At 62.4% G+C, this 11,437-nt stretch carries 11 protein-coding genes; 7 read left to right on the top strand and 4 right to left on the bottom strand.

Annotation, left to right across the window (positions count from 1 at the left end):
- Positions 1-70: 70 nt before the first annotated feature.
- Positions 71-1,216, bottom strand: a complete 1,146-nt coding sequence (locus RM2_RS21915) for a DUF6545 domain-containing protein (protein ID WP_072691610.1) — start codon at positions 1,214-1,216, stop codon at positions 71-73.
- On the bottom strand, positions 1,213-1,848 hold the full coding sequence (locus RM2_RS21910; RefSeq protein WP_245814091.1) for a M78 family metallopeptidase domain-containing protein: 636 nt from the start codon (positions 1,846-1,848) through the stop codon (positions 1,213-1,215). Before RM2_RS21910 ends, RM2_RS21915 begins: the two co-directional genes overlap by 4 nt.
- An 89-nt stretch (positions 1,849-1,937) precedes the next feature.
- Here RM2_RS21910 and RM2_RS21905 point away from each other — a divergent pair, with 89 nt between their 5' ends.
- The 7 genes from RM2_RS21905 (at position 1,938) to RM2_RS24725 (ending at position 9,754) form a co-directional block, all read left to right on the top strand.
- On the top strand, positions 1,938-2,222 hold the full coding sequence (locus tag RM2_RS21905) for a hypothetical protein (protein ID WP_072691609.1): 285 nt from the start codon (positions 1,938-1,940) through the stop codon (positions 2,220-2,222).
- Between the two features lie 282 nt (positions 2,223-2,504).
- The gene (locus RM2_RS21900) at positions 2,505-3,704 is read left to right on the top strand and encodes a replication protein (protein WP_139277890.1); all 1,200 of its coding nucleotides are present in this window, start codon (positions 2,505-2,507) and stop codon (positions 3,702-3,704) included.
- Between the two features lie 1,323 nt (positions 3,705-5,027).
- Positions 5,028-5,825, top strand: a complete 798-nt coding sequence (locus RM2_RS21895; protein ID WP_072691607.1) for a ParA family protein — start codon at positions 5,028-5,030, stop codon at positions 5,823-5,825.
- 2 nt (positions 5,826-5,827) lie between these two features.
- Complete coding sequence (locus RM2_RS21890) at positions 5,828-6,238, top strand: hypothetical protein (protein ID WP_072691606.1); 411 nt, start codon at positions 5,828-5,830, stop codon at positions 6,236-6,238.
- A 456-nt stretch (positions 6,239-6,694) separates the two neighbouring features.
- Positions 6,695-6,919 (top strand): hypothetical protein, encoded by a 225-nt coding sequence (locus tag RM2_RS24240; RefSeq protein WP_139277889.1) that lies wholly within the window; start codon positions 6,695-6,697, stop codon positions 6,917-6,919.
- 136 nt (positions 6,920-7,055) lie between these two features.
- Complete coding sequence (locus tag RM2_RS21885) at positions 7,056-8,126, top strand: DUF2637 domain-containing protein (RefSeq protein ID WP_072691605.1); 1,071 nt, start codon at positions 7,056-7,058, stop codon at positions 8,124-8,126.
- Between the two features lie 1,175 nt (positions 8,127-9,301).
- Complete coding sequence (locus RM2_RS24725) at positions 9,302-9,754, top strand: hypothetical protein (RefSeq protein ID WP_169846797.1); 453 nt, start codon at positions 9,302-9,304, stop codon at positions 9,752-9,754.
- A 576-nt stretch (positions 9,755-10,330) separates the two neighbouring features.
- On the opposite strand, the gene RM2_RS21870 is transcribed toward RM2_RS24725, so the two are convergent.
- Together RM2_RS21870 and RM2_RS21865 are read right to left on the bottom strand one after the other, a co-directional pair.
- Positions 10,331-10,891: a hypothetical protein gene (locus tag RM2_RS21870; RefSeq protein ID WP_245814090.1), complete on the bottom strand. Its 561-nt coding sequence runs from the start codon at positions 10,889-10,891 to the stop codon at positions 10,331-10,333.
- Positions 10,892-10,992: 101 nt separating this feature from the next.
- Positions 10,993-11,208, bottom strand: coding sequence for a hypothetical protein (locus RM2_RS21865; RefSeq protein WP_072691602.1), 216 nt, complete (start codon positions 11,206-11,208; stop codon positions 10,993-10,995).
- Positions 11,209-11,437: the final 229 nt, after the last annotated feature.

The following is an 11,437-nucleotide window of genomic DNA, read 5'->3' as shown; positions in this document are numbered from 1 at the left end:
CACGTTTCGGGGGATGCGGGATCGTTGCAGTCGGCACGTTCAGGCTCTCCAATTCAGCTGGCAAGCGGCTTCAGCCGCTGCGGTTCAGGGTTGTCCACGCGTCGGCGACGCGCAGAAATTCGTCCTCATCGGTGAGCCACCGCGGAGGTGCCTGTACCCCACCCTGATTCACCGGGTCAGTGGTCAGCCCGTAGCTTTCCAGGGCATCAGCGATCGCGGCTGCCCTCACGGCAGGTGATTCGTCAGGATCGAGACCGGGGGCCGGCAGCCACGGGAGCAAGCGGAGAAGCGCATCTTCACACTCGATGCGCATCCGATGCTCACGCTCGTTGCCGGCCAGATCCTCTGTCGACCCGAGCATCACGTCGGGAACGGCCGACGTGAGCACTCGCCACATCGGTTGTAGGCGGAGCGCAACACGCGATGACGGATCCCTGTTCAGACGAGTCCGGATCGCCGGGACCACCGGAACGACCGCGATCAGTGAGATGAGGGCAAGGGCAGGAAGGAACAGCAGGTCGTTGGCCTCCGCTCGAGCATCCGTCAGCCAGTTCTCCCACCCGACGGCCAGCATCAACGCGCCGACTACCCGCGAGATGTGATCTGCGCCCGCCACGGCGCAGCACACGATGGCCGCCGCCGCGATGAGCAGGTTCTGCCGCGTGCGGTCAGTTCGGATGATCGTGATGCAAGCGGCGATGACGAAGGCGTACGCGATCGGCATGGGAGTCCCGTACAGAACGTGGTAGAGCCCTGTCCGCCAGTTCTCGAGCTCTTCGACGGCGATATCGGAGTGGCGGGCCGGAGCGGATACCCACGCCATAATCGCCAGGAGCGCAGCCAGGGTGGCGTACAGGGTCATGATCGTGCGGGGCCGGAATTTCTCCAAGTACACCCACGACCGGACGAGGAGGAAACACGGAATGGCGGCGCCGAGGGCGGCCGTGTGTGTCATCAAACGTATGTCTGCAAGGTTCAGGGGGGTGTGGGAGAGCAGGATCTGCTGCAACCAGCTCTCCCGCAGCAACGCGGCCAGCATCCACCAGGCCAAAGCCCACGTCAGCTGACGATCCATCTGCCGGCCGGTCAGGAATGCGGAGCGAGTCGCGATGACCGCCACCATCGTGGCGATCAGCGCGACGCTGAGCGTGTGCGGAAGGATCGAGGTCGCTTCTTTGATCAGCAGATCACTGGCCGCGGGCGGTGCTGCATTCACTGGATAACCGTCGAGATGATGCGGTTGAAGTGTCCCCGGTCGGTATCGCCGATGCTGCCCCGGGCCAGTACAGCCAGTTTGGTGCCGACCAGCTCTGCCTCGGCCTCGGTCGGGGAATCGAAGCTCGAGCGGCGCATGATGAACTCGATCGCCGCTGGGTCGAGCCCCGTGGTCAGAGGGCTGACGGTCGGACGAAATGGCTCACCAGCATGGGAACAGAGAATGTGGGCCACCTCGTGGAAGATCGTCTGCCGCTGAAGTCGTTCACTACGGTCGGGGTCGTACATGATGGTGTACTCGTCCGCTGACCCGAAAAGCAGACCACAGCGGCCTTCCCCGATCACCGCGGACTCCGCGTACCGCTCCAAACGGATCGAGCGGCCACAGTCTTTCTCCAGCCAGACCAAAAACTCCTGAACAGTCCACGGCGGTGTCAGAGGGACCCTACTCAGAACCTCCTTCACGCGGCTCGTACGGCGAACCCCTACACGCATTGACAGACCATCCTCCGAAGTTGCCGACGGCGCACCGACATAGGCATGAACCGCGACAATAGCGAACGGCGACGGCGTAGTAATATTGTCAAAGAAGTGGCAAATAAGTGGCAAAAAAACGACGAAAAAGAAATCCAACGTCGCTCCTGCGGCGTGTCGGCGAGGTCCACCCACGTTCTTGCAACAAGATACGAGGCGCATCATAAACCCGGAGAAAGGGGACAACAGTGCCGCTACCTAGCAAGGGGCCCCGCGAGGCGATCATGACGCGCGTCCCGCTCGTCGTTCGCGCAGAACTGACTCGGCGCCGCCACGCAGCCGAACAGGTTCTCGGACACGAGGTCTCCGAGTCGCAATTTCTAGCCGACGTGCTCGCGACACTCATCGGCCGCACCGATCTGAACGGTGAGGTCGAGGCTGACGTGCTAGCCCCGTTCTTTAACAGCACCTACACCGCCGAGGGAGATGTCGCTGGTGAGGACGGCGAGGGGGTGTTGCAGCTGACTGCCTGATCGTCGAGAGCGCAACCCAGCAACTCAATATCAGTCAGCAGTAGCTTGCACGTAGAAGACCCCCGACCTGGCGGGTCGGGGGTCTTCGAGTTCGAGTGAGACGAGGTATGAACTCGTTCTCCACTGCGTTTCCCAGAAGGGACTGTCTTGCCAGACAGGTCTCATGATAGCGCGCATCTCGGTGCGCGGTCATCCAATACCACGTGTGTCGTCGATAACGATGCGATTGCGTGTACTCACCGCCCGCGAACCCGCAGTTTTGCGTCCGGTTACCGGACCGGGGTGCCCCACACCCCGCGTCGGGGTGTGGCACGCACCGTCACCGAACGCACCCTCGCGCGCAGGCTCACCCGAGCCCGCAGCCGGCAAGAGCAGATCGCGCTCACCGGCATACTCGTCGACCGCCGAACATCCGGACCGATCCACCTCGAACTCGAGGAAGACGCCTACGCTGGGATCGCCTGCTGGCTGGGCAGCGACCACTGGACCGAAGTCGTCGTCAAGGCGGTGTTCACCTCCCGGTACCCGCAGATCCGCCCCCTGCTCGTCGCCGCGACCGGCGGCGGAGTCTCACTGAAGGCCGTCCTCGCCGTGGCACAGGCGATGGCCGCGGCCGCCAGCTTCCAAACAGGTCGGGGATCACGACTCGCCGTCGACACCATCGCCGCCCGCACCGGCCTGGGCCGGCGCACCGTGCAACGAGCACGCTCCGCACTCCTGATGCTCCGGGTGGCCACCGAGATCCTCCCCGGCCGCATCCGCACCAGGGCCGAACGCCTCGCCTCCTGGGCCGTCGGTGACCGCAGCAGAGGGTGGGCATCGGTGTGGGCACTGCACCCCCCCCACCCTGTGGATAACGTCGGGAACGTCATCGCAGGTCAACACCAAATGGCACCCCATCCCACTTTGGGTATCTTTTGGTCTCTTATCTCTTGTAAGAGAGTTCTCTTTACAGGAAAAGCTGTGGAAAATGCCGCCGCTTCGCGGCGCCTGGCCATGACGAAGGGGCGTGGGCGTCCGCAGGTCGACCGGGGCGGGCAGTTGCTGGCCGCTCAGTGGCTCCGTGACCGCCGAACACCGGCCTGGGCACGCCCACTGTCGGTCGGCCAGTGGGCGCCCGTCCTGGCCGAGGCGGCGGGCCGCGGCTTCACCGGCGCCGACCTCAACACCCTCCTCGACGAGGAAGCACGTCGCCTCGGCCGCGAACTGACCCCCGAGCATCCGATCCGATTCCTGCGGTGGCTGCTCGGCAAGACCGATCTGGACTTCCCGCCGCACGTCCTCGACGCCATCGCCCGCGATCAGGAAGCCTCGGCCCGGGCCGCCGCCGCCGAACACACCAGGGTGATGCTCGAGCAAGGTCAACGCAAACGGGCGGTGGCACTGGCCGATCTCGACGGGCCCGGCCGGGCCGCAGCCCGCGCGGCAGCCCGCGCCGTCGGCGACCGGTGCGGGCAGACACGACCGGGACGCACATCGTGATCCGCCGCATCCCACTGGTGGCCGGTGGGTGGTCGTACCGTGCAACCCCGCAAACCGGGACGCAAACTGCGCAAACACCGTCGCAACGAGTGCCGCAAAACAAACATAATCAGGTGAGGAATAAGTCTATTGACGGTGTGTTGATCGCCGCCGAGCCGTCACCCGGACCCAGAGCCCCCGCCGCGAAGCCGAACATGCGCAAAAGCCGGTCTGGTCGGCGCAAAGGGAACTGCAGAGAGCCCCACCTGCGCCGATCTGCGCCGGTGCCAGACGGGCTGCCGCATCCTGAATCGAACCCGACGCAAAATGGATAAACCAGTTGCAAATAACAATATCCCCCCTTTAATCACTGTCGAACAAATGCAATGAGAACACCTCTCGCACCGGTTCCCGATCACTAGTCCTCGCCCACGTACCCCCAGGTCCGGGCGGCTTCGGCAGTTCGTCGAGGTCGATGTCCACCCAGGGCATCCCCTACCGAATGGGCACCAGCCCTGACCTCCCGCCGGTACCAAAATCCGAACGTATGAAACTGTGCAAAATCACCTATCTCCGCTTTGCGCGTTGTTAATCACGTCCGCAATAAGTAGCCCACGAATCGGTTGGCACTAGCCCAATAGGCCATCTTCGGCGGCGGCCGCGTGCAAGACCGCGCTGACACCGCCGGCCTGGGCGGCGCGTACATCTACCAAATTTGCGGGCGAACCATCACGAGACCACGATCAAACAGCTCTGCCGCCCACTCGGGTGCCGTACCCGACTTACCTCCGGACTCGATCATGTCGGTGACGTTTTCGACGGGGTGACCGGCCGTGGTCCCGGCAAACCCAGCCGACTCCGCATGCCGGTGCAACGCAACCCCGCAAACCGGGACGCAAACTGCGCAAACACCGTCGCAACGAGTGCCGCAAAACAAACATAATCAGGTGAGGAATAAGCCCCAGAGCCCCACCTGCGCCGATCTGCGCCGGTGCCAGACGGTCTGCCGCATCCTGAATCGAACCCGACGCAAAATGGATAAACCAGTTGCAAATAACAATATCCCCCCTTTAATCACTGTCGAACAAATGCAATGAGAACACCTCTCGCACCGGTTCCCGATCACTAGTCCTCGCCCACGTACCCCCAGGTCCGGGCGGCTTCGGCCGTTCGTCGAGGTCGATGTCCACCCCGGGCATCCCCTACCGAATGGGCACCAGCCCTGACCTCCCGCCGGTACCAAAATCCGAACGTATGAAACTGTGCAAAATCACCTATCTCCGCGTTGCACGTTGTTAATCACGTCCGCAATAAGTAGATTCCATACCAACGAAAGGACTCGCAATGTCCGCAACGATCCTTGCAATCGCCAACCAAAAGGGGGGCGTCGGAAAAACCACGTCCGTCATCAACCTCACCCGGGCCGCGGTCACCGAACTGGATTTGCGTGTCCTTGTCGTCGATGCAGACCCTCAGGGCAACGCCACCAAGGCGCTTGCACCCGAACACCAGGGCAGCCTCACCCAGTCCCTCGCGACCGTGCTCGACAAAACCAAGAACACCGCCATCGCCGCTGCCACCGTGCCCGGCGATTGGCAGGGAGTCGACGTCGTTCCCGCTGGCAGCGACGACCTCGCCGATGCCGCACAATCTCTCGTCACCATGAAGGCCGGCCGCGAGAGCCGCCTCAAACGCGCCCTTTCCGAGGTGGCAGACAAATACGACCTCATCCTCATCGACTGCCCACCCTCACTCGACCAGCTCCCCATCAACGCCTTCACCGCAGCTCACGCAGTCGTCATCGTCACCGAGCCGGGGCAGTTCGCACTCGACGGCCTGGACCGGCTTCTCGACACCATCGACATCGTCGTGGAGTACACCAACCCCCAGCTCGTCATCGCCGGTGCGATCATCAACGGCTGGCAGCGCACCAACCGCATGGACCGGTGGTGCAACGACCTGCGCAAAAGCCTCGACGCACCAATCCTCGACCCGCCGATCCACCGCGCAACCTGGATCGCCGAAGCGACGGAAGCCGGGCGCGGACTCGACGAGTGGAACACCCCGAAGGCGTCCAATCTGCACCGCACCTACGTCGAGCACCTACGAAAAATCCTCGACAACGTCCGAAAGGCAAGCTAACGATGTCCGCACGACCCGAACCTCGCGCCACCAACCTGAGCAGCCGCCGCCGCCCGAACCACCCTGGAATCCCCGTCGAGGCCCGCGAACCCCAGGTCAGCGAGGAAACCGAGGATCTCGAGGCTACAGAGCCTGCCACGGACACTGAAGCTCCCAAGAAGAAGATCGGCCGGCCGAAAGGCACAGGCAGTGGCCGTGACACGACCACCAGGTCCGTCACCTTCACCACTCCGATCCTCGAGGACGCCCTCAATGCCGTCGAAGCCCTCAAAGGTGACCCCACCGCCCCGAGGACCTTCACCAGCCTGATAGACCTCGCCGTGTTCAAACTGGTCAACGAACTCCGCCAGGAATACAACAACGGCGAACACTTCCCCCAACGCCCGGGCAGGCTCAAGCCCGGACCCCGCTGACACACCCCGAGCAAAACGCATTTTGCGACCGTTGCAACGAGGCGATCCCGTTGCATCAAAGGGCTAGTGCCCGGATATATACGTTGCAAAGAAGGAGATGAGAGCGTGACACGCGCAATAGTCACGTTGCATTTAATGTGCGGGCAGTCACCCCGAATACGTAACTCGGCGTCGACCTCCTCGGGTCGGCCGCACGAGTCGCCGTTGGTGGTGACGGCAGGGGAGGGGTTGCGGGATCGTGGTGGTCGTGGGCTGGTCGCCGCCCTCAACCCTTGGGTAGCCTCCGAGATCGACCACCACCCCCACGCTCGGCCATTGCAGGCGCAACGCAACACTGCAAACCCGCACGCAAACTGCGCCAACACCGTCGCAAAGAGTGACGCAACAGGCATAATCAGGTGAGAAATAATTATAAAACCGGCGATTATATTCGATTAAATACGTTAGAATTAACGAATGATGATCGCTGAGAATTCCTCACCCGAGCTTGCCTCGCCCGCACCCAACAGGGCAGTCGTCACCGTTTGCTGGACTCCCCGCGCAGGACTGACCTGGCATATTGCACGACGCACCGCGGCCGGCAATACCATCACGCTCCTCCAGCCCTACCCATCGCAGCACGAAGCGCGCACGGCGGCATGGCACTTCAACCACCAGCCGCGTATCCGTGACAGCGCATAGACGACGCAACACCAGGAGGGAACCCATGCACACCGGGACGCAAGAGGTGGCCGATCCACACACTCGAGAAGCCCCGCCGGGCACAACCGGCGAGGCTCCAGACCGGGAAAAACCATTAGGAAGGAAAACCCCGATCATGGACGACTTTAATCTGCGTGCTGCACGTGTTCAGTTAGGCGCTTTGATTGCGGCGCTGCTCCTGGCGATCCTGATCGCACTCGGAATCACCACCGGTGCGTTCGTCCTGTCCTTCGCGGTGCAACGCGACCTGGCACGGCAAGCCACCATCCCGGAGGATCTCGCCTGGATCTTCCCTGTCATCGTCGACAGTGCAATCTTCGGATCCACCATTGCGATCGTCATCTTGACCAAACTCAGAATGCGTTGGTGGGACAAGGGTTTCTACATCGCTCTCGCGGTCACCGTCGTCGTCATCAGCATCCTGGGTAACGCGTACCACGCATTCCACAACGCGCTTGCGGCGCACACACAGCTCGCGAACGGGGGAGAGGTGGGATACATGCCACTCGACCCCGCTATCGCCGCGGCCATCGCTGTCATCCCGCCCGCCCTCGTCCTTGCGTTCACCCACGGACTCGGGATCCTCATCAAGGCCACCGGAATCGCGTACAGCGACTACAAGAGGCAGATCGACACCCACAGCGCCGGCGACGAGCAGCCCGACGCAAAGACCGAGCACCCCGACGCAAAGAATGTTGCGCAACGCAAACCCGTATTGCGCGGGCACGTCGAGTTCGGGGGAGCGGCGCAACATGCTCCCGTGGAACCTGGGGACGGTTGTGCGGAAGCGCCCGAGGGCGCGCACCTCCCAGAATCCGGCGACAACACGGATGCCGACACCGCCACCGCCGGCACCGAGGTCGCGGAGATCTTTGACACTCGGGCCGAAGAATTGACCCCGGCTGCAATCGAACCGGACCCCTTTGCCGAACTCGAGCAGTTCATCGCCCAATCCAATCTGCCGAACCCCGTCAAGGACACTGCACGCCGCAGACTCGCAGATCCGACCCTGACCTGGGAATCACTCGCGCAAACCTCCACACCGGCCGTGCACACCTCGACCGCGTGGCGCCGCTACGAAAAGTTCGACACCGCCGCCCGGGCAGCAGGATTCACCGAACCACCACTATTCGACCTGCGGGCATCCGACATCGACTACGACGATCAGCTCGTCACCTCAAACTGACCAAGACAGGCCCACGCCACTCGACGCCTAAGCGCCCTGACGGTGGGACAACACCGCCAGGGCGCATCGACCAAAGATTCAGACGAGCGCGGCTGACGCCGGTGACGACCTACGACACACCGCCGGCCCCGAACCCCGCGCCGGCGCGACCGGAAACGCCAACGGTGAGGGTGTTAGGGGCCGGCGGTGTGCAGACACCGCATTCGTCCCGGCAAGTTCCCCACTTCACGGATGTCCCGAGTCGAGAATCAAATGTCGGAAACCCTGTGTCGCTGTGCACCGCAGGACACTCTCGGGAGCATTGTGGGCCCAGGCGTCCTGTCCGCAACGAGCCTGCGCAGCCTGCGGACAGTTGACCGAACCGGCGGGGATGTGCGAGGCGCGGCAGGGCTCTCTGTCAAGGATGATGATGATGGTTGCTCCCGCCGATGCCCGGGTCTCCTACCTCGACCGTCTCATCGGACCACCGCCAAAACGAACAACAGCTGTGCTGCCGCGGCACCGCTGCGCGCCGCCTTGACCCCTAAATACGGTCTGGGCGCGACCCGCTCGGGCGGGCGACAGGCCGCGCGGCCGGCAGGGGCGATTCAGGCCATCTGCCGTCGGGATCACACCCAGGCTTCAACCCCGAAAGGGGTGCCACGATGGTCCGGAACTGGCAATCGAGAAACCTTGCAGCACCACAATCAACGGTTGGAGCGTTTCGCGCTCTTCACGCTGCCAGAGTCTTGAGTGCACCACCGGCCGTCCGCCCGTCGGCGATCGTCACCAAGATGGTGCCGGTCACCTGCTCGCGTTCGACCAGGACCATCACCTACTCACCGGCGTCCCGCACTAGTTCGTGCCGCAGCGGACGGCCGCGACCACCTTCTCGGCGGCGATATCGGAGCCGGAACCGGCCATCAAGACCACCACGATCGACTGCACGGGGCATGTTGACCGGACTACGGAGGTCCACCTTGGTATAGGCATACGGGCCACGACGCGGGCGGGGGCAGTAGATCGAGCGATATGCCGAATTTGCCGCACAATTTGGTTTGCGCAGCTAGCCTCTCACGAAGAATGCGCAAATCTCACACGAAAAACATACAAACTAGTGTGTTCCTTCGAGTATCGAAAGGCTATCTATCTATGGGAATGGGATAAACCGGACACGAGTCCCGCCGCCCTGCGTTGTGGCGCTGGTTTCGGTTGGAAGGCTCCGACAAGAACATGTACGAGAGAAATACCTGATCACAGTGAAAAAGGTGAAGACAGTGAAGAAACGTGTAAGCGGTGGGTTGTCTCGAATCGCAGTCGTTCTGACAACGACTGCACTTGTATTGGGCATAGGTTCATCGGTGGCGGGCGCCAGCCCGGCACAACAAGCATCGTCGCGCCCGCCGGTAGCTCAGGCCTACGAACCGGTTTCGAAGGATGGTGGCGCGGACCCCGAAATGGTCCGTCAGGTCCAGCAAGAACTTGAGAACGACGGTGTCGTTCCGGAGATCAGTGAGCGGGCTGACCTGATCGTCAAGGACTACGGTCAAGTCGATGGGGCGCCCCGGATCGTGACGACTGAACCGGCTCCATCGAACCCTGGCGAGATCACGACGAAATTCCGGTTGGGTGCCGGGTGGGGGGGATGATTTGCGCGGCTACGGCAGTTCTGACTTGCGGAGCTGTGGCAGCCGCACTAGGGGGACTCCAGCAGTGGTTCAGCAACCGTGGTGGAATATGGTGGGATATGTCCTGGTGGGGAGTTCGAGATCAACTGGGGGAACCCCTTTTAACCAGGGGATCTATGAGTTCAAGTGCAGGTGATGATGGAGGTACCTGGTGAAGCGATATATCAGTGAGACTTGGCGTGCAGTCTCGCGGCAAGGCCTCAGGGCTGTAATCGCCTTGGGCTTCATCATGGCGGGTGGCCTCTGGCCGACCTGGGGCTTCAGCGTGGCCGCGGGCGCCTTCGTGGCAGGCATTACATGTGGGGTCGCGGTTCTGCTGCTTATGGCCCGTGCATCGGTGAACTCGGCGGGTACTGAACGCTAGTTAGTTCCAGAACTACTGGCATTGCAAGCAATGCCCCCGAATACGGTTCGGGGTCGATGCGGGGGCGAGAGCGCTCGCGGATGTGGCCGAGTTTTCCGACGATCGCGAGTGCGGTGGTGTAGTCGTCGGCGGTCAGTGGTAGTTGTCAGGGTTCATGGTCAATGTCGAGCTCGCTACACAGTCACGCCAAGATTGAGGACTGTCTGAGAGCTGTCCTGTTTGGTGATTTCGCCGCCCGCGACGATCAAGGCGTGATCGACCAAGACTCGCTTGTTGGACTCTGGATCGAAAATCTCGTGGGCGAGCATCATCAGGACCTGATTGTGGATTTCAGCGACGTTCGCGTTGCCGGTCCGGGTGACACCGGAGGAATCGATCTTGCCGCGTTTGGCTTGGAGGCCGAAGTAGATGACATGCTGTGTTGGCAGCGTGTACCGCATCCAGATGTCCTTGCCATACTCCAGCGCCTTGTCCTTGTGGCCGGCAGCAGTGGTGCGGTGAAAGCCGAGCTGCCGGAACAAGGGCAGGAGGACATCTTCGATCAGTTCATCCTCGCTGCACACGTCAAGGTACGCAGCAAGGTTCGCGCGTCGAGAAAGTTCGATCGGCGACAGTGGCCTGTGCGGATTGGGGGCAGGCATCGACACGGAGTTGGTACCGGTGTGCCGCAGGTAGCAGTGCTGATCCTCGCCTCGGAATACTTCGAACCCTTCCCGTTCCAATACCGCGCTCAAGAGTGCAAGTGCCTGGGGGCGGCCCGGGCCTTCATTGAGAGCATCCCTCGGATCCATGAGTTGGTCGAGGGGGTCGAGGAACAGATCAGCCCAATCCGGCGCTAAGCGCTTTCGATAGCTGAGAGTGCCACATTCGCGTCCTTGCCGAAGTCACGTTCCATTCGGTTCAGCACAACGATGTAACCGCGGCGGATGTTCTTCACCGACACCGTGCCGAGGAATATCCGTATGGCATCCACGATCCCGCCTACCCGGGACGGGGTAGGCGGGATCGGATCGCGCGGCACCGGCGGCAGTACCGCCTGGTCGGTCCCCATCGAGCAGCCTCCCGCGCTACCGCAGACTAATTACCGAGTCGACCCCGCACGAAAGATCCATCGCGCCAGTTCGTTCCATAGGCTGCCGCAGATAAAGAGCTAGTATCCGCGATAATTCCTAAGCGCCGGATCGGGCGGTTCTGTTCCTCGACTCCCGAAGCTCGACCGCGGCGGGGACGGTGTCGCCTGCGAGTAAGCGTGCCGGATTGCCAGCGGCCGCTTCTCGTTT

It is taken from the genome of Rhodococcus marinonascens NBRC 14363 (genome assembly GCF_001894885.1).
Lineage (GTDB): Bacteria > Actinomycetota > Actinomycetes > Mycobacteriales > Mycobacteriaceae > Rhodococcus_F > Rhodococcus_F marinonascens.
This window is presented reverse-complemented; position numbering and strand designations above follow the sequence as displayed.